Below are 22,489 nucleotides of genomic sequence, written 5' to 3'. Positions count from 1 at the left end.
TTCTTCGGGGAGGAAAGGAGATCCGGTGTCGCCGAGAATGGGACGGTGCGGTTCGCGTCCGTCGAGAGTGTCATCGCGCGGCCCTGGGGCCCGGCGTCTTGGTCGAGCGTCCCCGGAGGGGGCGATTCTCGCCGATCCGCCGATCCGCCGATGGGCCGAACGGGCGTCGGTGTCGCGCTCCGGCCCCGGGAGCGGCCGGTCGGAGGGGGAGGCGGTGTGCCGGGAACGGACATGAATGACGAAGGCCCCGCGGTGTGGAAACCGCGGGGCCTCGCTGTCACTTCGTGAGATGAGAATTCGCACTGTGGTGAGGATCAGGCACCCGCGGATCTCTCCTCGGGGTCCCACTGTCGTCGTTCGGCCGGTTCCCCTGGGTGAGGAGCACGGTCGCGGCGAGCGCGGGGTCCTGTCTCTCCGTTGTCACGGCCTGGAAACCACGGGAAATCGTGGATCCCGCCGTGAGCGATTTTGTTCTCCGAACGCGCCGCGCCCCGGTCGGGGATGCGGCCTCGCTCCGAGGACTAACCGGCGGCGCCCGTGCCGATCAGCGGCACGATGCGGTCGTTGCGGTTGTCGTTGAACAGCTCGTTGTCGTTGTTGTTGTGGTTGTTGATGATCAGCCTGAAGCGCTTGCGGCTGTGGTGCCGGTGGCAGTGGCCACCACCGCAGCAGCAGCGACGCTCGCAGCCGCCGCCACAGGTCGGGAAGGCGGCTGCGGTGACCGTGGTGGTCATCGCGTTGGCGCTCATGACAGTGGTCGCCGCGCCCATGGTGACGATCCCGCCGGCCAGCGCGGTGCTGATCGCGAGCCCTGCCATGACACTCTTGAACTTGGGCATTGCGTTTCCCCCTTGAAAGGACTAAGTATCCCCGTTTTTGACATTTCCCGTATAAGCCGGAAATTGTCAGGGATGGCCGGTGATGAGCCATCCCTGGTTGTCATAGTTTCCTCGCATGTCTGCTGACAAACGGAGATCGAAGGCTTTTGCGATCCTCTTAGCTATTTATCGTCGATGTTGGATGCTTATTGGTCGTTTTGAAATGAAATGCATTTAATGTCCGATTTGTTCTTTGAGGGAACGAGGCGAGGGGGTGGGATGTCTCCGAAGGGCGAGCCGGTGCCGTCCCTGAGCGCGGGTGCCGAGGTGGTGGGAGAGGTTCACGGTCCGGGGGAAGATGCCGGGCGACGGCGGGAAAGGCGGGGCGCGGGAGGTCGTGAAGGACGCGCGAAGGCCCCGCGGTCCGGAAACCGCGGGGCCTCGCTGTCACTTCGTGAGATGAGAACTCGCACTGTGGTGAGAGTCAGGCGCCTGTAGATCTCTCCTCAGGTTTCCGCCGTCGTCGTTCGGCCCGTTCCCCTGGGTGAGAAGCACGGCCGCGACGAACGCGGGGTCCTGTCTCTCCGTCACGGTCTCGAAACCGCGGGAAATCGCGGATCGGGCCGTGAGTGATCCTGTCCTCCGCCGGTGCCACGCCCCCTGCGGGTACGCGACCCCGGGCCGGTGACTACTCGTCGTCGTCGCCGCCGAGGGTCAGGGGGCGAAGAAGACCGTTGCGGTTTTCATTGCGCAGGGAGTTCTCGTTGTTGTTGTGGTTGTTGATGATCACCTTGATCCGGCTGTGGCGACGGTGGTGGCGCCAACCGCCGCCACAGCAGCGGCGGCCGCAGCAGCGGCCGCAACCGCGACGCCAGCCGCAGCCGCCGCCGCAGGTCGGAAAGGCGGCGGCGGTGATCGTGGTGGTCATCGCGCCGGCGCTCGTGGCGGTGGTCGCCGCACCCAGGCCGACGACTCCGCCGGTCAGTGCCGTGCTGATCGCGAGTCCTGCGAGGACACTCTTGTACTTGGGCATGCGTTTCCCCCTTGAAAGGATCGATTACCCCGATTTCTGACATTTTCCGGATAAATCGGAATTGCCAAAGGTGGCTGACTGTGAGCCATCCCTGCTTGTCGTGATTTCCGCCCATGTCTGGCTAGAAACAGGAATCAAAGGGCTTTGCGCTGCTCTTATCTATTTATGGCATGTGTTGGACTCTTATTAGTGGTTTTGAAATGAAATGTCCCTAATGTCGCCTTTGTTCTTTGGTGGTGAGATGTGGAGAGGAGGTTCGTCCGCCGACATGCCCCTCGGGGGTCGCGGGCGCGGATGAAACGCCAGCGAATTAATGATGATAAATCGTGCAATAAAAGGCATTTAGTGAAAAATGCGTTATGTGTCTTTCGTGGTAACCGGAGGCTGTCTCCCGGCATCTCGGGGGCCGAACTATCGTGGAAGGGCAGTGGAACGACAGGAGGCGAGTGGTGAACAACCCGATCCCCAACTGGCCGGGTGAGACGATCGACCTCGGCGAACAGCGGGTCCACGTGCGGTCGACACCCCGTGGGCCCTCCGAGACCGCCGTCTACGTGCACGGTCTCGCAGGCTCGGCGACCAACTGGACCGACCTGATGGGCGAGCTGTCCGATACGGTGACAGGCCACGCCCTCGACCTGCCCGGCGCCGGATACTCGCCCGCGCCACCGGACGCCGACTACTCCGTCGACGCCCACGCCAGGACCGTCGCGGCCCTGATCGAGCGGCTCTCCGGCACTCCCGTACACCTGTTCGGCAACTCCCTGGGCGGCGCCGTCTCGGTGCGGGTCGCGGCCACCCGCCCCGACCTGGTCCGATCGCTCACCCTGATCTCGCCGGCCCTGCCCGACCTCCTGCCCAGGTACGCCCCGGCTCGGGTCGCGCTGTCCACCGTGCCCCGCATCGGCGAGTGGGCCGCGAGCAGGCTCACCCTCTTGCCCGCCGAGCGCAGGCTCGGCGCGACGCTCGCCCTGTGTTACGCCGACACCGGGCGGATCCACCCTGATCGGCTCAGGGAGGCGGCCGAGGAGCTGCGCCGCAGGGACGGCCTCCCGTACGCGGTGGAGGCGATGATCAACTCGGCCCGGGGCATCGTCGCCGAGTACTTCAGGCGCGGGGAGACGAACCTGTGGCGGCAGGCGGCCCGGGTGAGCGCGCCCACGCTGGTCGTCCACGGCCGCCACGACCGCCTCGTCAACCCCCGGATGGCCGCCCGTGCGGTCCGGACGTTCCCGCGCGTGCGGCTGGTGCTGCTGCCCGACGCCGGGCACGTGGCCCAGATGGAGTTCCCCGAGCGGGTGGCCCGGGAGGCGAGGCTCCTCATCGCCGAGACGCGTCTCACACCGGTTGGGGAATGACGGGGGCACCGGGTTAGGTTGTGAGTGGAGCGTGCTGCGCCAGCCGCATCAAGGACCCCTGAAACGGGAGCAGAACTGTGTCGTTGCCACCGCTGGTAGAGCCGGCAGCCGAGCTGACCGTCGACGAGGTGCGCCGTTACTCGCGCCACCTGATCATCCCGGACGTGGGCATGGCCGGGCAGAAGCGTCTGAAGAACGCCAAGGTGCTCTGCGTGGGCGCCGGAGGCCTGGGTTCTCCGGCGCTGCTCTATCTCGCGGCGGCGGGAGTGGGCACGCTCGGCGTCATCGACTTCGACGTGGTCGATGAGTCCAACCTGCAGCGGCAGGTCATCCACGGCCAGTCCGACATCGGCCGCCCCAAGGCGGAGAGCGCCGCCGACAGCGTCAGGGAGATCAACCCGCTGGTCAACGTGGTCGTCCACAACGAGGTGCTCACCACGGACAACGTGATGGAGATCTTCGCCGCCTACGACCTCATCGTGGACGGCACCGACAACTTCGCCACCCGCTACATGGTCAACGACGCGGCCGTCCTCCTCGGCAAGCCGTACGTCTGGGGTTCGATCTACCGCTTCGACGGCCAGGCCAGCGTCTTCTGGGCCGAGCACGGCCCCTGCTACCGCTGCCTCTACCCCGAGCCCCCGCCGCCCGGCATGGTCCCCTCGTGTGCCGAGGGCGGCGTGCTCGGCGTGCTGTGCGCGTCGATCGGCTCCATCCAGGTCAACGAGGCGATCAAGCTCCTCGCGGGCATCGGGGAGCCGCTGGTCGGCCGTCTGATGATCTACGACGCCCTGGAGATGAACTACCGCTCGGTCAAGGTCCGCAAGGACCCCGAGTGCGTGCTCTGCGGCAAGAACCCGACGGTCACCCAGCTCCTCGACGACTACGAGGCGTTCTGCGGCGCGGTCTCCGAGGAGGCGCAGGAGGCCGCCTCCGGCTCCACGATCACCGCCGCCGAGCTCAAGTCCTGGCAGGACCAGGGCGAGAGCATCTACGTGATCGACGTCCGCGAGCCGAACGAGTACGAGATCGTGTCCATCCCGGGCGCCGTGCTCATCCCCAAGGGAGAGTTCCTCAACGGCTCCGCGCTGGAGCGGCTCCCGCAGGACAAGAAGATCGTCCTGCACTGCAAGTCCGGTGCCCGCTCCGCCGAGGTGCTCGCGGTCGTCAAGAGCGCCGGCTTCTCCGACGCCGTCCACGTGGGCGGTGGCGTGCTCAGCTGGATCAAGACGGTCGACCCGAGCCTGCCCACCTACTGAGGCTCGTGTCCGGTATGTCCCGCGCCCCGTGGAGCACGCGCTCCGCGGGGCGCTCGCCGTTCGGGCGGTCCACAGTGGTTCCAGTGGTTCCGCAGTGGTTTCGCCGGGTCACCAAGTGCTCTCCACACTGACGGATCTGGACGGAACGGCGGATGACACCCGCCTCGCCGCATTAAGGTCGGGGGCGTGCATGAAGTCCCACGTCAGCGGCGGCGTTCATGGCCGACGCTGGTCGTGGCCTCGGCCCTCACGATGTTCTGCGCGATCGTGGCCGGGGTGGCGAGCAGTGCCGCGGCGACGGAGCTCACCCGGGGGCCGACCCAGGCGGAGCTCGACCGGGCCGCCCTCGACGAGGTGGCCAGGCGCTGGCAGGCATGGCCGGCCGGGCGCGTCTTCCCCGAGACCGTCACCTACGCCCCCGAGCAGGGCGGCGAGGAGAAGGCCCGCCGGGTGGGCATCTCGCCGGAGACCCGCTGTGACAGGGCGGTCGACGCCCGGCTGCGCAAGGTGCTGCGACGGACCGGTTGCCTGGGCATCCTGCGGGCCACCTACATCGACGCGCTCCAGGGGATCGTCGTCACCGTCGGCATCGCGGCCTTCGCGGACGAGATCGGCGCCACCACGGCGAGGGCGGCACTGCCCAAGAGCGGCAGGCCCGCGCCGGGGTTGAGGGCGCTCGCCTTCCCCGGCACCGTCACCGACAGGTTCGTCTCCGCGGGGCGCCAGGCGGGCCTCGCCCGGCAGGCGGGCCCGTACCTGGTGATGGCCACGGTCGGGCAGACCGACGGCCGACCGGCGAGGGCGGTCGGTGAGCAGCGGCCGACCCTGTTCGCGTTCACCGGGGACATCGCCGACCGCATTCTCGCCAAGCTGTCCATGCCCGCCCAACCCGACTGCGCCTCCACGGAATGGCGATGCTGACCACGCCGAGGCGTCCGCCCGCCGCCGGGCCGTCCGTGAGGGTGCCTTTGGTGCTCACCGTACTGGTGGCGCTGAGACTTCTGGTGTCGCCGAGGGTGCTGAGGAACGCGGTGACGCGGGCGACGCCGGTGGTGCTGGCGGCCCTGGCGGTGCCGGTGGTCCTGGTTCCGGCACCGGTCGCGCGGGCCGACGACGTCAGGGACAGCCAGCGGGAGGTGCTGCGAACCCTTGACCTGCCCGCGGCCTGGCAGATCTCCGAGGGCAGGGGGGTGATCGTGGCCGTCCTCGACTCGGGGGTGGACCGCGACCACCGGGATCTCGCCGGCTCGGTGATCGAGGGCAAGGACTTCACGACCGGGGCCAACCCGCCGGGGGTGGAACCCCTGAGGCTGCACGGCACGTACATGGCGTCGCTGATCGCCGGCCACGGGCACGGTCCCGGCGGCGGCGACGGGGTGATCGGCGTCGCGCCCCGCGCGAAGGTGCTCTCCGTACGGGTCATCCTGGAGGACGAGGAGCCCGGTTTCCGGGAGTTCAACACCGCCGAGCGCTACGAGAACGTGGTGGCCAGGGGCATCAGGCACGCGGTGGACCGCGGCGCCGACGTGATCAACATGTCGATCTCCAAGGAGCTGGCGACCAGGGAGGAGCGGTCGGCGATCCGGTACGCGATCTCCAAGGGGGTCGTGCTCGTCGCGGCGGCGGGCAACGAGGGCGCGGAGAAGCCGGACGCGAGAGGTCACGCCCCCTACTCCTACCCGGCGGCCTTCCCCGGGGTGGTCTCGGTCGCCGCGACGGACCGCGGGCTGCGCCGGGCCTCGTTCTCCAACCGGAACCCCTCGGTCCTGGTGGCCGCGCCGGGGGTGGACATCCTCGGCGCCGGGCCGGGGGACGAGTACTGGGTCGGCCGGGGCACCTCGCAGGCGACCGCCCTGGTGTCGGGCGTCGCCGCCCTTATTAAGGCAAAATATCCAGATATGTCGCCCGTGCTGGTCGTGCAGGCGATCACCGCGGGAGCCACCCGGCGGCCCACCGGCGGCTACGACACCGATACGGGCTTCGGCGTCGTCAACGCCACCCGGGCACTCGCCGCCGCCGCCAGGATCTCCCGGCACACCCTCACCGCAGAGGGGGCCGGGGGCGCCGGTGGGCACGACCCCGCCCGCCCGCTGGGCAGGGCGGTCGAGCCCGTGCGGATCGTCCACCGCGACCGGGACCGGATCACCCTGTACGGCGGGGTGGCCGTGGCCGCCGGACTCGGCGCGGTCGTCTCCCTGATCGTGCTCGCCGTGTGCATCGGCCGTACGCGCTCGTCGGAGATCGTCGAGGAACCCGTGCGGGACCCGTTCACGGCCCCCTGGCCGTGAGCCTCCGGCCTGACCCTGGACGTCCGGGCGGGAGAGCGCCGCGAAAATACACTCCACCGATAGGGCGGAGAGGTCCTTCGACGTAGCATCGGAAGTATGTCGCAGCAAGGGCGGTCCCGGGAGCCGGAGCGGCCCCTGGGGACTCCCGCCCCCCGCGCGCGCGGCGGCTGGCCGCCGTCCGGTTCACGGGTGGGCGGCACCGGCGGCGCCGGAGGCGGCCGGGGTCGGCGAGCGCCCGCGCCCGGTGCGTCCGCCCGGCGGGCCCGGGTGCGGTCCTGGCCCGCGGCGGGCCGCGACCGCGAGGCGGTCAGGCGGGCCGAGCTGGCGACCCTGGAGCAGGGCGTCCACTTCCGTACGATCTTCCTGATCCTGGTGGGCACGATCCTCGCCATCGCCGCCACCAACGTGCTGACCGGCACGGTCGGGCTGGTGCGCGAGACGAGCTCACGCCCGCTGACCGCCGCCGAGCAGGCCCGCTACATCCAGGACGACATCGCCAGGCGCTGGTACACCTGGACCGCCGACCTGGTCTTCCCCGTCGAGTTGCAGTACATCGGCCTCGGCAGGGTCCAGCAGTACGCCCGCAGGGTCGGTCTCGCCCCCGAGGTGGCCTGCGCGGCGGGAACGGACGCGCCGGTGGGATCGGTGCTCTCCGAATACGGCTGCCGCACCCTGCTGCGGGCCACCTACGTCGACCAGACGTCCTCGTTCGTCTTCACCGTGGGCATCGCCGTGCTCGACAACGAGGAGCGGAGGCTCGCCGCGACCGCGCAGCTGGGCGTGGACGACCGGGTGGGGGTGCGTCCCGTGGCCTTCCCCGGCACGGCGACCGAGCTGTTCGGGGCCGCGCAACGCCAGCGCAACGCCTGGGTGGGCGTCGGTCCCTACATCGTCTTCTCCACCGCCGGTTACACCGACGGGCGCACCCGGGCTGCGGTCGCCCCCGAGGAGATCCTGCACAGCGAGCTGTGGCCCGCGGCCCAGGCGGTCGCCGGGCGCATCGCCCGTGCCCTCGGCGACGAGCCGAGCGCCGTGCCCCAGTGCACCCAGGGGAACGTGTGCTGAGGCGGCGCCGGTTCCGGGCGGCGGGAGTGCTGGCTGTGTTCTCTGTGCTCTGCGTGGCGGGTCCGGCGCTCGCCGGGCCGGTGTCGGCCGCCTCGCCGGTGTCGGCACCGTCTGTTTCCGTGCAGCCCGGGGGGGCCGCGGACGTCCGAGAGGACCAGCGCTGGGTGCTGGAGATGCTCAACGCCGGGGAGGCGTGGAAGGTCACCAGGGGCGCGGGCGTCATCGTGGCCCTGGTCGACAGCGGGGTGGACGACCAGGTCGCCGAGCTGCGGGGGCGGGTGATCTCCGGGCCGGACATGGGGTCGATCCAATTCGACAGGGACGCACCGGACGCCGGGCGGCACGGCACCGCGATGGCCTCGCTCATCGCCGGGGCCGGCAAGGGGGAGGAGGGCCTGCTCGGCGTCGCGCCCGAGGCGAGCATCCTCTCGCTGCCGCTGATCGTCGAGGAGCGGCCGGAGGACGGCTCCTCCGCGCCGCCCGAGGACCTGCGCTCGCGCGCAGACAGCCCTCTCGCCCGCGCGATCCGCTACGCCGCCGACCACGGGGCCAAGGTCGTGAGCATGTCGCTGGGCGCCTACGGGCCGCACAGGACCGAGCGGGAGGCGGTCTCCTACGCGCTGTCCAGGGGCGTGGTGCTCGTCGCGGCCGTGGGCAACGACGGGGATTCCCAGTACGCCATGGACAAGGCCACCTCCTTCTGGAACTTCCCCGCCGGATACTCCGGGGTGATCGGGGTGGGCGCGGTGGACGATCTGGGCAGGCCGGCGACGTTCAGCAGTGACAACCTCTCGGTCCTGGTCTCGGCGCCGGGCGTCAATGTTCCGGTGGTCGTTCCCGGTGGGGAGTACGGGTCTTCTGAGGGGACCAGTTCGGCGACCGCGCTGGTGGCCGGCGTCGCCGCCTTAATAAAAGCAAAATATCCGGATATATCGCCGCAAATGGTGTCGCAGGCCCTCACCTCCACGGCCACGTCCCGACCCCGCAACGGCTACGACGACCACGTCGGGTTCGGCGTCGTCGACGCCGCGGCCGCCCTGGAGGCGGCGGGCCGCCTTGTGGCCGGCGCGAAGGAGGTTCCGGTTCCCGAGGGCAAGCACTTCGGTGACGGCACCCTGCCCACCGAGCCCAGCAGGCCGGGCCCGGAGCCCGTGCGCCTCTGGCTGTACGGCACGGGCCTCGTGGCCGGCCTGCTCGCGTTCGCGGGGGCCGTGGTGATGCTCAACCGGCACTCCGGCAGGGGAGGGCAGGCGATGGCGGCCCCCGAGCCGATCCGGCGCGGGAGATCGCGGAGGTAACCGTGTTCGACGCCGATTCGACTGCGATTCGAACGCGTTTTGGACACCGTTCGGATGCGGCAGCCCAGATGTCGGGATTCATACCCGGAATACCTGGAAGGTTCGATAGTCTCGCGCCTTATGGGGTACGAGTTGCGCGTGGAGCGCCCTGCGCCTCTCGCCTTCGCGGAACTCGCGACTGTGCTGGGGCAGGCGGGGTTCGAATTCAGAGGTTCACAGGAGTCGGGAGAGATCCTGGCCCGTCACAATGGCGCGGTCCATGCCATAGCGGTATGGGACGGTCGGCTTTCCGGCACGCCCGGATCCGACTGGCAGGTGGCCCAGCTGGCGCGGGTGTCCGCCCTCCTGGGGGCGCGACTCGTCGGTGAGGACGGCGAGTCCTACGCGATCCGCGGTGGCCTGGTGGAACAGCTGAACGGCTCCGCGGCCTACGAGTTCGGCAAGCTCGACGAGATCCTCTCCGCCGGACCGACCGTATGGAGCCAGTAGGCCACCCCACCCCGTACGCCGAGCGGGTGCTCGACCTGGTCGAGCGCATCCCGCCGGGGATGGTGATGTCCTACGGCGACATCGCCGAGTATCTCGGCGAGGGAGGTCCACGCCAGGTCGGCAGGGTGATGTCCACGTGGGGCGGGGGCGTGCCCTGGTGGCGCGTCGTGCACGCCGACGGCACCCCGCCGCCCGGTCACGAGCAGCGGTGCCTGGTGAGCTGGCGCGAGGAGCGGACCCCGCTGAGGGGTACGCGCGCCGACATGCGGGCGGCCAGATGGGACGGGAAACCGTAGACGGTACCAAGGGACCGAGCGGGAAACCGGCTAGATTACAAATGCCTGTAAATCCTTCAAGCCCGTAAATTACCGCGTAACCGGCCCTGCTGTGGCGCACTAACATGGCCTAGGACAGCGCTCTGTCCGAAAGGCGGTGCCTTCTCCATGGCGACCGGTGCCACTCCCGCACGAGCCGGCGGCGACCCCGTCGCCGATCGCCTGCGGGCTGTCCAGGATCTCTGCGACCGGGGAGAACCACTCGACTCGATCATGGAAGCGGTGCTGGCAGACGGACTGAAACCGGTCGAGCGACGCCGTTTCGACGCCGACGCGCTGGCCGGCCCCCTGGGGTCCAGGCTGGAGATCGCGGCCAAACGAGGAGCCGCCAAGCGCCGCGAGTTCGTCACGCTCCTGAAGCCGTACGTCACCGGCGTCGACCCGAAGGTCAAGCGTGACCTTCCGGTCGCCCGCAGGATCGCCTTCCACCTGATCGAGCACCGGGAGATCGACGAGCTCGCCGACGGCGACGCGCTGCGAAAACTGGTCACCGCCGCGGCCGAACCGTCCAGACGCGTCCGCAAGAGCCTCAGGTGGTACGCCGACCTGCCGCTCCAGGACGAGCTGCCCGAGGCCCTGTACCGCCTGCGGGCGGCCGACCTCATCCCGGTCACCCAGATCGAGGACATCTCCTGGTCGGGTGGCCGTCTGCATGTCAGCGGGCACGCCTACCTGGCCGGACTGTCCGTGCGCAGCCGCCGCTTCAACCGGGCCACCGTGGTGCTGCGCGGCCCGCGCTGGCTGCCGCCGGTGCGGCTTCGCACCCGCAGGGTCTTCCACCCCGAGGCGACCCACGGGGCGGAGGAGGCGGGCTGCAACTACGACTGGTCCGGTTTCACCGCCGAGATGAGCCCGTGGCCGCTGCGCTGGCGTTCGGCCGTGCGGGCCGTGGTGCGCGGCGGCAAGCGCCTGCTGCGCCGCCGCGAGACCGTCCAGGACACCACCACCTGGCGCGCCGAGATCGTGATCTGGAGCCGTGGCGCCCGCGCGGGAGGTCTGCTGCGTGGCCCCTCCACCGGCCGCACCGAGCGTCCCGCGGGCCTGGACCTCGGCAAGGGCTGGTGGATCCGTCCCGTCTGGACCTCCGACCGTGCCCTCCAGATCGTGCTGCAGCCCACCCGGGCCGAGCTGGTCGGCGTGCGGCTGGTCGGCGAGCGCCTGGAGGTCGAGGTCTTCCTGCCGGGCAAGGAGGTCAACAGGGGACAGGCCCGCCTGGACGGCCACCGGATCGCCGCCGACTTCACCCCCGGCGAGGGCGGCACCACCGTCGTCGTGCCGCTCGCGACGGCCTCCCTGCTGCAGGAACGCGACGGCGGCAGGCTCTGGATCGAGCCCAAGGGCGACCCCGCGGCCTCCGTCATGATCGGCAAGGCCCAGGAGAGCCGTACGGTCGTCGGTGACCGGGAGATCACCGTGCTGCGCGACCGGCGCGACCGCGTGAGCGTCTCCGCGCACCGGATCCGCCCGGTCGTCACCGCCGCGACCTGGGACGAGGGGGGTGTGCTCACCCTGGAGGGCTCCTACCCGGGTTCCGGTGAGGCCGCGCTCACCCTCAAGCACCGCAGCGGGCTGATCCACGCGATCCCCCTGGAGCGCGAGGACTCCCGCTTCACGGTGAGGCTCGCGCCCGCCGCGATGCCCCGTTTCGGCGACACGGCCCCGCTGAACAGCGGCACCTGGAGCATGGCGGTGCGCGACGCGGCCGGGCAGATCGTCCCGTTCCGCGTCGACCACGCCATCCTCGACGGGCTGGACGAGGAGACGAAGATCCGTGACGGTCGCGAATACCGCCTGATCTCCACCCGCTTCGACATCCCCGTGCTCTCCGTCGCCGAGCACCTTCCCGACGACGAGAAGGGCGCGGGCGGTCTGTACGCCCTGCGCCGGCACTTCTACCCCGCCGAGCGGACCCGCGAGCTGAACGACGCGACCGTCTACGTCGCCTACGACGGGCGGCAGTACGAGGGCAGCGTCCGCGCGGTGTACGAGGAGCGCGTGCGGCGTGGCGACACCGGCGAGCACATCTGGGTGGTCAAGGACGGCGCGTTCGTGCCGCCGGGCCCCGACAGGCTCGGTTTCGGCACGGGCGGGGGGCCGACCGTGGTGCGCGCGGGCAGCCGCGAGCACTACGCGGCGCTCGCCCGCTCGCGTTACGTGGTGACCAACGGTTTCCTGCCGCCGTGGTTCCGGTCCCGCGAGGACCAGGTGGTGGTGCAGACCTGGCACGGCACCCCGGTCAAGCGCCTGGGCAACGACCTGCCGCACATGTCCCGCGACCCCAAGCCGCCGGCCTGGCACCGGCAGGCCGTCGAGGTGCGCGGCTGGGACCTGCTGGTCTCCCAGAGTCCCTGGGCGACCCGCGTCATGCGCAAGGCGTTCGGCTACCAGGGCGAGGTCCTGGAGAGCGGCTACCCGCGCAACGACGTGCTCGTCGCCCCCGACCGCGATGAGCTGGCCGCGGCGGTGCGCGCGCGGCTCGGCATCGCCGAGGGTGCCAAGGTGGTGCTCTACGCGCCGACCTACCGCGACTACGACCGCAAGAACGCCTCGATCCGCCTGGACCTGGCCGAGGCACACCGGGTGCTCGGGCCCGGCCACGAGTTCCTGATCCGGGGTCACTCGATGCAGGCGGCACCGAACGTGCGCGCCGGCCTCGGCCGCGACGTCACGACATATCCGGATATCACGGATCTGTTGTTGATCGCGGACGTGCTGATCACGGACTACTCGTCGGTCATGTTCGACTTCGCCGCGACCGGCAGGCCGATGCTCTTCTTCACCTACGACCTGCAGCGCTACTCGTCCAAGCGGGGCATCTACCTCGACCTCGCCGCCGAGGCCCCCGGCCCGCTGCTGTCCACCGGGGCCGAGGTCATCAAGGCCCTGAAGTCGATCGACGAGGTGGCCGCCGCCCACGCCGAGAAGTACGACCTCTTCCAGCGCACCTACGTCCCCCGCGACGACGGCAAGGCGACGGCGAGGCTCGTCGACCGCGTCTTCTCCGCCTGACCTTCACACACCGGGCTGGATGATCCGCCGGTTCAGGGGGCCGTTTCCCGAAGGCGGCCCCCGAAACCCGCCGACTCGGCACGATCATCGTCCGGGATCTGGTGGAATGGCGAGTTGTGAGTGGTCAGGACTGGCGGCTGATACGTCGTGAGGGCGCGGGGAGGGCTGTTACCCCTGTGCTCGACGAGCACCAGCGGGCGGTGGTGGCCCATGAGAGCGGTCCGCTCCTCGTGCTCGCGGGGCCAGGCACCGGCAAGACCACCACGATCGTCGAGACCGTCGTCGACAGGATCGAGCGCCGGGGCGTCGACCCTGAGCGGGTGCTCGTCCTCACCTTCAGCCGCAAGGCCGCGGAAGAGCTGCGCGAGCGCATCACCTCCCGGATGCGCCGCACCACCCGCACCCCCCTCGCCCTCACCTTCCACAGCTACGCCTACGCGCTGCTGCGCCGCGAGGCCGTGCTCGCCGGAGGGCTGCCACCGCGCCTGCTCACCGGCCCCGAGCAGCTCCTGGAGATCCGCCGCCTGCTCCACGGCGAGCTGGAGGACGGCGCCACGCACTGGCCCCACGACATGCACGAGGCGCTCAAGACGCGCGGCTTCGCCCAGGAGCTCCGCGACTTCCTCGCCCGCGCCGCCGAGCGCGGTCTCGACGGACCCGAGCTGAGAGAGCTGGGCCGCCGCCACGGCCGCGCCGACTGGGTGGCCGCGGGAGGGTTCGCCGACCGCTACCAGGCCAGGTTCGACCTCGACCTGGAACCGGTGCTCGACTACGCGGAGCTGATCCGCGCGGCGGGCGCGCTGCTCTCCGACCCCGAGGTGCGCGCTCGCGAACGGTCGGCGTACGACGCCGTCTTCGTCGACGAGTACCAGGACACCGACCCCGCACAGGAGTTCCTGCTGCGGCAGCTGGCGGGGGAGGGCCGCGACCTGGTCGCGGTCGGCGACCCCGACCAGTCGATCTACGGCTTCCGTGGCGCCGACGTCCGCGGGATCATGAACTTCCCCGACAGGTTCCGCGACGCGAACGGCGCGAAGGCCCCCGTCATCGCGCTGCGCGTCTGCCGCCGCAGCGGTCGCGAACTCCTGAGGGCGACCCGTCGCGTCACCGCCCGCCTGCCCGCTCCCCCCGGCGCCGCCGCCCACCGCGACCTGCGAGCCCTGCCGGACGCCGAGCCCGGCGACGTACGGGTGCTGGTGGCCGACGGGGGACCTCAGGAGGCGGCGATCGTGGCCGACACCCTCCGCAGGGCGCACCTGCTCGACGGTGTCCCCTGGTCGCGGATGGCCGTGCTGGTGCGCTCGGCGACCCGTCAGGTGCCGCTGCTGCGCCGGGCGCTGGTCAGCGCCGGGGTGCCCGTGGTGGTCGGCGGCGGCGAGGTGCCGCTGTTCCAGGAGCCGGGCGTACGGCCACTGATCAGGCTCATCCAGGTGGCACTGCACCCGGAGACCCTGGACGAGGGGGTGGCCGAGGAGCTGCTGACCGGGGCACTCGGCGGCACCGACATGATCGGGGTGCGCCGCCTGCGCCGCGCGCTGCGGATCGCCGAGAACGAGGCGCTCACCGGCATCGGCGAGCACACCGTGGACGAGAGGTCGGCCGGTTCCGGAGAGCGCGACGTGGACGAGAGGTCGGCCGGTCCTGGCGGGCACGACGAGGGTGGGACGCCGGTCGGTCCCGAAGAGCGCGACGTAGGTGAGACGCCGGCCGGTTCCGGCGAGCACGATGCGGACGAGGCGCCGGCCCGTATCGGCGACCATGGCGCGGCCGAGGCGCCGGCCCGCGTCGGTGACGTCACGGACGAGCCGGAGACCGGCCTCGGCGAACACGGTGTGGACGAGGCGCCGGCCCGCGTCGGCGCGTACGACGCGGACGAGATGGCGGCCCGCGAGACCCACGGTCCGCGTTCGTCCGGCGAGCTGATGGTCGCGGCGCTGAAGGACGCGCGGGAGCTGGTGAGGGTGGAGCCGCACATCGCGCAGCCCGCCGAACGGCTCGCCGGTCTCATCTCCGCCGCCACCGAGGCGGTGAGGAAGGGCGGCACCGCCGAGGACGTGCTGTGGGCCGTCTGGCAGGCCACCGGACTGGCCAGGAAGTGGACCGACGTCAGCCTCAGGGGCGGCGTGCGGGGCCTCATGGCCGACCGCGACCTCGACGCCGTCGTGGCGCTGTTCGACCACACGGCCAGGTTCGTCGACCGGCTCCCGCACGCCGGCGTGGACGTGTTCGTCGAGGACCTGGTCGCCCAGGAGATCCCCGGTGACTCGCTCGCCGAGCGCGCCCCCGACGGCGACACGGTGCGCATCCTCACCGCGCACCGCTCCAAGGGCCTGGAGTGGGACGTGGTGGTCGTCGCGGGGGTCCAGGAGGGCGCCTGGCCCGACCTGCGGTTGCGCGGGTCCATCCTGAGCACCGACGACATGGTCGCCAGAGCCGAGGGCTCCGAGCACGAGAACCCCGCGGCCGTCTCCGCCGCCCTCGCCTCCCAGTTGCTGGCCGAGGAGCGCCGCCTGTTCTACGTGGCCGCGACCAGGGCGAGAAAGAGGCTCATCGTCACCGCCGTGGGCGGCGACGACACCGAGGAGCGGCCCTCCCGCTTCCTCACCGAACTCGTCCCCGGTTCGACCGAGGACGCGGGCGTCGACGAGCGTTCCCGCTGGCTCAGCATGCCCGCGCTCGTGGCCGACCTGCGTTCGGCGGTCGCCGACTCCACCAGGCCCGAGACGCTGCGCAGGTCCGCGGCCGAGCACCTGGCGAGGCTCGCCGCCTCGGGGGTGCCCGGCGCCCACCCCAACGAGTGGTACGCCCTCACCCCCATCTCCGACGACCGCCCGCTCAGCTGGCCCGACGACATCGTGCGCGTCTCGCCCTCGGCGGTGGAGAGCTTCAGCAAGTGCGGTCTGCGCTGGCTGCTGGAGACCTCCGTGGGTGCGGGCGGCACCGACGTGGCCCGCGGCCTGGGCACGGTCGTGCACGCGCTCGCCGTCCTCGCCGCGACGGGCATGCCCACCGAGGAGACGCTCGGCAAGCGCCTGGACGACGTCTGGCACGAGCTCGACTTCGGCGGCGTCTGGTACAACCGCAAGCAACGCGCGGTCGCCGAGGAGATGATCTCCAAGTTCGTCCGCTGGCACGAGGAGAACCCCAGGGAGCTGGTCGGCCTGGAGGAGGCGTTCACGGCGATGGTCTCCGAGGGCGTGCAGATCAAGGGCCGGGTCGACCGGGTCGAGCGCGACGGCGAGGGCCGGGCCGTGATCATCGACATCAAGACCGGTAAGACCGGCGCCAAGGACGGCGAGCTCGAACGCCACCCCCAGCTCGGCGTCTACCAGCTCGCCGCGCTGCTCGGCGCCTTCCAGCGGCACGGCCTGACCGAGCCGGGCGGCGCGGCACTGGTCCAGGTGGGCGACGCGGCGGGCAAGAAGGCCGCCAAGGAGCAGTCGCAGCCTCCCCTCGGGGACGACCCCGACCCGAACTGGGCCAAGGACATGGTCGGCACCGTCGCCGTCGGCATGTCGGGGCCGTTCTTCCAGGCCAAGGTGAACGACGGCTGCCGCACCTGCGCCGTACGGTCGAGCTGCCCGGTCAGCAAGAACGGAGACCAGGTGTGCTGAGCCCGGTCCAGCTCGCCGCCAAGCTGGGCATCCTGCCGCCGACCCCCGAACAGGCCGCCGTGATCGAGGCCGGCCTCGAACCGATGGTCGTGATGGCCGGGGCCGGATCCGGCAAGAGCGAGACCATGGCCGGGCGCGTCGTCTGGCTGGTCGCCAACGGGCTGCTCCGCCCCGAGCAGGTGCTCGGCCTCACCTTCACCAGGAAGGCCGCCGCCGAGCTGGCCGCGCGGGTGCGCGAGCGGCTCAACGGTCTCGTCGAGGTCGGGCAGGTGCCGGCGGAACTGCTGGAGGGCGAGCCGACCATCTCGACGTACCACGCCTACGCGGCCCGCCTGGTCACCGAGCACGCCCTGCGCGAGGCGCTGGAGCCGACGATGCGCCTGGTCTCCCCGGCCGTCTCCTGGCAGCTCGCCAGCCGGGTGGTGAGCTCGTACGACGGACCGATGGAGCAGGTCGAATGGAGCCCGGCGACCGTCACCCGGGCGGTGCTCGAACTCGCCGGTGAGCTCGCCGAACACCTGCGCACCCCGCAGGACGTACGCGACGTCGGCACCAAGCTCGCCCAGCGGCTCGCCGCGCTGCCCGGCACCCCGACCAAGGACCAGCGCAGACCGCTGCTCACCCAGCGGGCCAGGGAGCAGCTGCTGCCGCTCGTCGAGGCGTACAACCGTCTCAAGCGCGGCCGGGAGGTGGTCGACCACGGCGACCAGATGGCGCTGGCCGCCAGGATCGCCGACCGGCACGCCGAGGTCGGCGTGATCGAGCGCGGGCGGTTCGCCGTGGTCCTGCTCGACGAGTACCAGGACACCAGTCACGCCCAGCTCGTCCTGCTGCGTGCCCTGTTCGGCGGCGGCCACCCGGTGACGGCGGTGGGCGACCCCTGCCAGTCCATCTACGGCTGGCGCGGCGCCTCGGCGGGCAACCTCACCCGGTTCCCGCGCGACTTCAGGACCGCCTCGGGGGAACTCGCGCCCGTCAACCGCCTCTCGGTCAGCTTCCGCAACGGCGACGCCGTGCTCGACGTCGCCGCCCGGATCCAGCTGCCGCTCCGGATGGAGGCGAGGGAGGTGCCGGTCCTGGTGCCCGGTAAGAACCGGGTCGAGCGCGGCCGGGTGATGTGCGCCTTCCACGAGACCGCGGACGACGAGGCGCGCTGGGTCGCCCTGGAGGTCGCGAAGGTGCTGGGCGTCGAGAGCGCGCCCGACGGCATGCCGTGGGGCGAAGGCGAGCGTAAGAAGGCGAAGCAGAGCATGTGGGGTGGGCCGCAGGCGCTCCAGCCGCACGACGTGGCGATCCTGGCGCGCAAACGCTCGCAGTTCCCCGCGCTCCGCAAGGCCCTGGAGGAGCGCGGCATCCCAGTCGAGGTCGTCGGCCTGGGCGGGCTGCTGCTCGTGCCGGAGATCGCCGACATCGTCTCCACCCTGCGTGTGATCTACGACCCGAGCGCGGGGGACGCCCTGGTGCGGCTGCTGTCCGGCCCTCGCTGGCGGATCGGACCCGCCGACCTCAAGGAGCTCGGCGAGCGGGCCCGCGAGCTGAACCGGGAGACCCGCGAGGGCTCCTCGCCGGTGGCCGACCCGCTGGACCAGGTCGTGGCCGACATGGCCGAGGAGCGCGGCAGCCTGGTCGACGCCCTCGACGAGCTGCCCGACCGCCCCGAGTGGCAGGAACTGTTCTCTCCCCTGGCCGCGGTGAGGCTGGTCGCGATGGCCCAGGAGTTGCGCGTCCTGCGCGCCCACACCGGCCAGCCGCTGCCCGACCTGATCCTGGAGATCGAGCGCACCCTCGGCCTGGACATCGAGGTGGCGGCGAGGGGGACGGCCGTCGGTCCCTTCGCCGCCCGCGCCGACCTCGACGCCTTCCTGGACGCCGCCGCCCGGTTCGCCGGAGACTCCGAGGACCCCACGCTGGGCGCGTTCCTGGCATTCCTGAAGGCGGCCGACGAGGAGGAGAACGGCCTGGACGCCGGGCGGGTGGGCGAGAGCAACAGCGTGAAGCTGATGACGGTCCACGCCTCCAAGGGGCTGGAATGGCCGGTCGTGGTGGTGCCCGGCCTCTCCCAGGCGCTGTCGAAGACCGGGGCGCTCACCGTCGGCACCGTGTTCCCCGCCCGCTCCACGACCAGCACGAGGTGGACGGAGAACCCGCGCAAGCTGCCCTACCAGCTGCGCGGGGACGCCTCCGACCTGCCGGGACTCGCCGGGCTCGCGAAGGAGGAGCTGGCCGACTTCGACGAGCGCTGCCGCGACCGCGACCTGATCGAGGAGCGCCGCCTGGCGTACGTCGCCGTCACCCGCGCCCACTACCTGCTGATCGCCTCCGGCTACCGCTGGGGCACCGCGACCAGGCCGCTGGACCCTTCGGACTTCCTGCTGGAGATCCGCGAGACCTGCGGCAGGGTGGTCTCCTGGGCGCCGGAGATGGAGGAGGGCGCCACCAACCCGCTTCTCGACGAGCCCGCCGAGGCCCGGTGGCCGATCGAGCCGGACGACGCCCGCTACGCCGCCGTTCTCGACGGCGCCACCATGGTGGAGGCCGCCCTCGCGGCCCTCGCGGGCGGGGCCGCCTCCGCTCCCGCCGCGGCCGAGGGCGTTTCCGCGCCCGCGTACGAGGACGTTCCCTTTCCCGAAGCCCCGCTGTCCGAGGCCCCGCAAGGAGGGGTCTTCCCGGACGAGACGGACGTGCCCTTCCCCGAGGACCCGTGGGACGAGTCCTTCCCCGAGGACCCTGAGGCGCCGTTCCCTGCCGATGCCGACCCCGGAACACCCGAAGCCGCGTCCCCCGCCCGGCGGGACGAATCGACCGGCTCGGGAGCCGTACCCGAGCCGGGGACGGCGTCCGGGGCGGGAACGGTGTCCGAGCCGGTCTCCGGGGCGAGTGCGGTGTCCGAGCCGGGGACGGCGGCTGCGGAACCCGCAGCCGACTCCGGGCCCTGGGCCGGGTTCGAGGCCGAGCCCGGTGAGCCGTCGGAGCGGCGGCCGGCTCCCGCGGCAGAGCTGCGAGGGTGGGACAGGGAACGGGCGAAGGCGTGGGAACGCGACATCGAGCTCCTGCTCAGGGAACAGGAGCTGAAGCGGCGGCGCGGCAGGGGCCGGGTGGAGCTGCCGACCCACCTCACCGTCTCCTCCCTCGTGACCCTCGCCTCCGATCCCAAGGCGCTCGCCAGGCAGATCCGCCGCCCGGTGCCGAAGAAACCGGCGCCGCTGGCTCGCCGGGGCACCTCCTTCCACCGCTGGCTTGAGGGGCGCTGGGGCCAGCAGCGGCTGATGGACGAGTTCGAGCTGCCCGGCGCGTCCGACGACTTCGAGGAGACCGACGCCCACCTCGACCAGCTGCGCGAACGCTTCGAGGAGAGCGAGTGGGCGGGCAGGGAGCCGCTCGACGTCGAGGTCCCCTTCGAGACCGTGATCGCCGACCGGGTGGTCAGGGGCCGGATGGACGCGGTCTTCCAGGTCTCGGAAGGCCGCTACGAGGTCGTCGACTGGAAGACCGGCCGCCGCCCGAACGGGAGGAAGGCCGAGGCCGCCGCCTCCGTACAGCTCGCCGCCTACCGGCTGGCCTGGTCCCACCTGGCCGCCGTCCCGCTGGACCAGGTGGGGGCGGCCTTCCACTACGTCCTGCTCAACGAGACGGTCCGCCCCGTCGACCTCCTCGACGAACGCGGCCTCGTCACCCTCGTCGAGTCGGTCCCCGTACTCCCCTGAACCTCCGCGCAGCGGACGTAACGTTCTTGACAGAGTCCGCTACGTGATGTGACTCCGCATCGTGGACGCCGGGGTGTGACTCAATTACCCTCGTGGATGTGGCCAAGCGGATCACGACCTCCCTGCCGGACGACCTCGCGGACGAAGCGCGGCGATCCGGCGACTCCTCCGGCTACATCGCCGAGGCTCTGCGAGAACAGCGTCGCGTCAAGGACGGCATGGCGGCTCTGGAGCGCCTGTGGGGTCCCGGGTGGCAGGGGGGCATCACCGACGCGGATCGGGAGCGCGCGAATCGCCTGTTCGGCGCGACCTGAAACCCGAGAGTGAGGAGCCGGCCGGCCACGTCCTCGATCCTGGACCCGTCCCGAGCGGAAAGGCGCGCCATGACCACCATCGCCGACACATGGGGCCTGCACGAGGGGCACTTCTGGCTACGCGGAAAGCGGCCCGACCAGCCGGTGAGCTTCGACGCCGACACCGGGATGTGGAACGTCTACGGCTACCCCGAGGCGCTGCGGATTCTCGGCGACCCGAAGACGTTCTCGTCCGACACCAGTCGCATGGTGCCCGAGATCGCCAGGCCCGCCGAGCGCAGCCTGACGCAGCTGGACCCGCCCATGCACGGCAAGCTTCGCAAGCTCGTCAGCCACGCCTTCACCCCCAAGATCGTCGCCGACCTCGAACCGCGCATCGCCGCGCTCACCAATGAGCTGCTCGACGCGGTGGCCGAGCAGGACCGGCTGGAGCTGGTGGCCGACCTCGCCTACCCGCTGCCGGTCATCGTCATCGCCGAACTGCTCGGGGTGCCCAGCTCCGACCGCTACGTGTTCAAGCAGTGGGTCGACAGAATCTTCGAGAACTCCCAGCGGTTCTCCCTGGTCAACCGCAGCGAGGAGCAGGAGCGCAACCTCGCGGTCGCGATGGAGCAGATGAAGCACCTCACCGACTACCTCGGCGAACACGCCACCGAGCGCAGGCGCCACCCGCGCGCCGACCTGCTCACCCAACTCGTCGAGGCCGAGGTGGACGGTGAGCGGCTCAGCCAGGCCGAGGTGGTGAACTTCGCCAACATCCTGCTGTTGGCCGGACACATCACCACCACCATGCTGCTGGGCAACACGGTGCTCTGCCTGGACGAACAGCCCGAGCGGTTCGCCCGTGCCCGTGCGGACCGCTCGACGATCCCCGCCGTGATCGAGGAGTCCCTGCGCTTCTTCAGCCCGTTCGCGGCCCTCGGCCGCGTCACCAACGTCGACGTCGAGATCGGCGGACAGCAGGTGCCCGCCGATCAGCTGCTCATGGTGTGGATCGCGGCGGCGAACCGCGACCCCAGGCAGTTCGCCGACCCCGACGTCTTCGACCCGACCCGCGACCCCAACCCCCACCTCGGTTTCGGCAGGGGCATCCACTTCTGTCTCGGCGCCCCGCTGGCCCGCCTGGAGGGCCGCGTCGCGCTGGACATCCTGCTCGACCGCTTCCCGCACCTGCGCACCGACCCGGACGAGCCGCCGCAGTTCATCCCCAGCCCCAACATGACCGGCGTACGCAAACTGCCGCTGCTCACCTCCGCCGGCTGAGCGGGCCCGCTGAGGCGGGAGAGACGTGGACGGCGACGTCCCGGTTCATCCTCTCAGCGGGCGCAGGGCGGAGCCCCAGGCGAGGACCTGGTCGAGGACGACGTTCAGCCGGTCCTCGTGGACGGAGGCGGGATTGAAGCCGTCCACGAAGTCGGTGTGGATCGACAGCCCGACCTGGTTCGACACGGTGGCCACACTGAGCAGGCCCAGCACGTGCCGTAGGTGTGCGATCGCCCGGGGCGCGCCGTCCACGCCGTAGCCGACGAAACCGGCCGCCTTGTTGCCCCATTCGGCGTACAGGAAGTCGAGGGCGTTCTTGAGCCCGCCGGGGAACGAGTTGTTGTACTCGGGAGTCACGATCACGAACGCGTCCAGGGATGAGATCTTGGCCGACCAGCGCTTGGTGTGCTCGTGTTGGTAGTTGCCCATGGCGGGGTGCTCGGGCTCGTCCAGATTTCCCAGTTCGTAGTCTTTCAGGTCGACGAGTTCGTACTCGGCGTCGCCCCGCTTGGCCGCCAGATCGCGGACCCAGTGTGCCACCGCCTCGCCGTTGCGGACGGGGCGGGTGCTGCCCAGGATGATGCCCACCTTCAGCATGTCGATGCTCCCTCGCTCGGTTGTGAAAACCACCGTAGGGAGGCT

16 protein-coding genes are annotated in these 22,489 nt (G+C 71.0%); 13 read left to right on the top strand and 3 right to left on the bottom strand.

Annotated features, from left to right (window positions below; all coding sequences use genetic code 11):
• Positions 1-521 precede the first annotated feature (521 nt).
• Both ABT352_RS27740 and ABT352_RS27735 read right to left on the bottom strand, forming a co-directional pair.
• A complete protein-coding gene (locus ABT352_RS27740; RefSeq protein WP_350947874.1) occupies positions 522-839 on the bottom strand; it encodes a hypothetical protein in 318 nt (105 codons plus the stop codon).
• A 667-nt stretch (positions 840-1,506) separates the two neighbouring features.
• Positions 1,507-1,851, bottom strand: a complete 345-nt coding sequence (locus ABT352_RS27735) for a hypothetical protein (protein ID WP_350947873.1) — start codon at positions 1,849-1,851, stop codon at positions 1,507-1,509.
• Between the two features lie 449 nt (positions 1,852-2,300).
• On the opposite strand from ABT352_RS27735, the gene ABT352_RS27730 reads away from it, so the two are divergent.
• From ABT352_RS27730 to ABT352_RS27670, 13 genes are all read left to right on the top strand, one after another.
• Complete coding sequence (locus ABT352_RS27730) at positions 2,301-3,209, top strand: alpha/beta fold hydrolase (protein WP_350947872.1); 909 nt, start codon at positions 2,301-2,303, stop codon at positions 3,207-3,209.
• Positions 3,210-3,286: 77 nt separating this feature from the next.
• On the top strand, positions 3,287-4,468 hold the full coding sequence (gene moeZ, locus ABT352_RS27725; protein WP_350947871.1) for an adenylyltransferase/sulfurtransferase MoeZ: 1,182 nt from the start codon (positions 3,287-3,289) through the stop codon (positions 4,466-4,468).
• Positions 4,469-4,654: 186 nt separating this feature from the next.
• Positions 4,655-5,389 carry a hypothetical protein gene (locus ABT352_RS27720; protein ID WP_350947870.1) on the top strand — a complete coding sequence of 245 codons (735 nt, stop codon included), beginning with the start codon at positions 4,655-4,657 and terminating at the stop codon, positions 5,387-5,389.
• Between the two features lie 50 nt (positions 5,390-5,439).
• Positions 5,440-6,756: a S8 family serine peptidase gene (locus tag ABT352_RS27715; protein WP_350947869.1), complete on the top strand. Its 1,317-nt coding sequence runs from the start codon at positions 5,440-5,442 to the stop codon at positions 6,754-6,756.
• A 96-nt stretch (positions 6,757-6,852) separates the two neighbouring features.
• Positions 6,853-7,821, top strand: coding sequence for a hypothetical protein (locus tag ABT352_RS27710; protein ID WP_350947868.1), 969 nt, complete (start codon positions 6,853-6,855; stop codon positions 7,819-7,821).
• Positions 7,822-7,856: 35 nt separating this feature from the next.
• The gene (locus ABT352_RS27705; RefSeq protein WP_350947867.1) at positions 7,857-9,119 is read left to right on the top strand and encodes a S8 family peptidase; all 1,263 of its coding nucleotides are present in this window, start codon (positions 7,857-7,859) and stop codon (positions 9,117-9,119) included.
• Positions 9,120-9,257: 138 nt separating this feature from the next.
• The gene (locus ABT352_RS27700) at positions 9,258-9,608 is read left to right on the top strand and encodes a hypothetical protein (RefSeq protein WP_350947866.1); all 351 of its coding nucleotides are present in this window, start codon (positions 9,258-9,260) and stop codon (positions 9,606-9,608) included.
• Complete coding sequence (locus ABT352_RS27695) at positions 9,596-9,904, top strand: MGMT family protein (protein ID WP_350947865.1); 309 nt, start codon at positions 9,596-9,598, stop codon at positions 9,902-9,904. The genes ABT352_RS27700 and ABT352_RS27695 overlap by 13 nt, the downstream gene beginning before the upstream one ends.
• A gap of 147 nt (positions 9,905-10,051) precedes the next feature.
• A complete protein-coding gene (locus tag ABT352_RS27690) occupies positions 10,052-12,952 on the top strand; it encodes a CDP-glycerol glycerophosphotransferase family protein (RefSeq protein WP_350947864.1) in 2,901 nt (966 codons plus the stop codon).
• A gap of 176 nt (positions 12,953-13,128) precedes the next feature.
• Entirely contained in the window at positions 13,129-16,566 is a 3,438-nt protein-coding gene (locus ABT352_RS27685) for a UvrD-helicase domain-containing protein (protein WP_350947863.1), read from the top strand.
• A complete protein-coding gene (locus tag ABT352_RS27680) occupies positions 16,560-20,270 on the top strand; it encodes an ATP-dependent helicase (RefSeq protein WP_350947862.1) in 3,711 nt (1,236 codons plus the stop codon). The genes ABT352_RS27685 and ABT352_RS27680 overlap by 7 nt, the downstream gene beginning before the upstream one ends.
• A gap of 98 nt (positions 20,271-20,368) precedes the next feature.
• The gene (locus ABT352_RS27675; RefSeq protein ID WP_350947861.1) at positions 20,369-20,584 is read left to right on the top strand and encodes a hypothetical protein; all 216 of its coding nucleotides are present in this window, start codon (positions 20,369-20,371) and stop codon (positions 20,582-20,584) included.
• 69 nt (positions 20,585-20,653) lie between these two features.
• Positions 20,654-21,847, top strand: coding sequence for a cytochrome P450 (locus ABT352_RS27670; RefSeq protein WP_350947860.1), 1,194 nt, complete (start codon positions 20,654-20,656; stop codon positions 21,845-21,847).
• A gap of 45 nt (positions 21,848-21,892) precedes the next feature.
• Here ABT352_RS27670 and ABT352_RS27665 read toward each other — a convergent pair whose 3' ends face one another.
• Positions 21,893-22,477 carry an NADPH-dependent FMN reductase gene (locus tag ABT352_RS27665; RefSeq protein ID WP_350947859.1) on the bottom strand — a complete coding sequence of 195 codons (585 nt, stop codon included), beginning with the start codon at positions 22,475-22,477 and terminating at the stop codon, positions 21,893-21,895.
• Between the last annotated feature and the right edge of the window lie 12 nt (positions 22,478-22,489).

Source organism: Streptosporangium sp. NPDC000563 (assembly GCF_040299985.1).
Taxonomy (GTDB): domain Bacteria; phylum Actinomycetota; class Actinomycetes; order Streptosporangiales; family Streptosporangiaceae; genus Streptosporangium.
This window is presented reverse-complemented; position numbering and strand designations above follow the sequence as displayed.

Coding starts and splice junctions, on each gene's coding strand:
- ABT352_RS27740 (WP_350947874.1), bottom strand. CDS start 839: ATGCCCAAGTTCAAGAGTGTCATGGCAGGGCTCGCGATCAGCACCGCG.
- ABT352_RS27735 (WP_350947873.1), bottom strand. CDS start 1,851: ATGCCCAAGTACAAGAGTGTCCTCGCAGGACTCGCGATCAGCACGGCA.
- ABT352_RS27710 (WP_350947868.1), top strand. CDS start 6,853: ATGTCGCAGCAAGGGCGGTCCCGGGAGCCGGAGCGGCCCCTGGGGACT.
- ABT352_RS27695 (WP_350947865.1), top strand. CDS start 9,596: ATGGAGCCAGTAGGCCACCCCACCCCGTACGCCGAGCGGGTGCTCGAC.
- ABT352_RS27690 (WP_350947864.1), top strand. CDS start 10,052: ATGGCGACCGGTGCCACTCCCGCACGAGCCGGCGGCGACCCCGTCGCC.
- ABT352_RS27670 (WP_350947860.1), top strand. CDS start 20,654: ATGACCACCATCGCCGACACATGGGGCCTGCACGAGGGGCACTTCTGG.